This window comes from Bacillus sp. mrc49 (genome assembly GCF_002803435.1).
In genome coordinates this window covers 1-824 of record NZ_PHNG01000617.1, presented here as the reverse complement: position 1 = coordinate 824, position 824 = coordinate 1, and the positions used below count along the sequence as shown (strand labels likewise).

2 protein-coding genes are annotated in these 824 nt (G+C 47.2%); both read left to right on the top strand.

The window, feature by feature from the left end:
- On the top strand, nucleotides 1-379 hold a 379-nt coding region (locus CVN76_RS06430), incomplete at its 5' end, for a flagellar basal body rod C-terminal domain-containing protein (protein ID WP_332850614.1).
- Between the two features lie 55 nt (nucleotides 380-434).
- A partial coding sequence (locus tag CVN76_RS06425) for a flagellar hook-basal body complex protein (protein ID WP_157805571.1) occupies nucleotides 435-824 on the top strand: 390 nt, incomplete at its 3' end.

Sequence of the window (824 nt, the reverse complement as noted above, 5' to 3'; positions counted from 1 at the left end):
TGTCCTGAATGAAAATAAGGAACGGATCAAGCTTGAGAGCGACCGTTTCACCGTTACGGATGACGGTGTCATTTTAGAGGGGAATGTTCAAACCGCACGACTGGGAATCGGTTATTCAGATGATCCATCTTCACAGCTGATGAAGGATGGGGAAGGCCTGTATAAGGCTGTGGATGATGAGGGATTACCTAGCGCATATGCGGCCGTAGATGGCGGATTTTCTACCAAGCAAGGCTTCCTGGAGGGCTCAAATGTCGATCAATCGAGGACGATGACGGAAATGATGTCCGCATATCGCTCATTTGAATCCAGTCAGAAGGTCCTTCAAGCCTATGATAAAAGCTTGGATAAAGCGGTCAATGAAGTTGGCCGGCTTTAAGTGAACATAGGAAGAAAAACGCCACTGGAAATTTGACCATGTAAGGGGAATATTCATGAATCGGACCATGATGACAGCGGCAAATACGCTGAACCAGCTTCAAAGCAAAATCGATCAAATAAGCAATAATATCGCCAATGTTGATACGACTGCCTACAAAAAGACCCAAACGAGCTTCAATGACTTATTGACACAGAGCTTCGATAATCAACCGAATGAGTCCAAGGAAAAAGGCAGGCTGACAACCCCGGGCCTTCGGCAGGGAACAGGCGCGATGCTGAGCCAATCCCAATTGGTGCTTTCACAGGGAGCGATAAAAACGACCGACCGTAACCTTGATGCTGCATTGACCAAGGAAGACCAATTCTTCACTGTGAGCGTTCAGGACGGTAAAGGGGTCAATACAAGGCTAACACGGGATGGGGCATTTTACTTATCTCCCAAC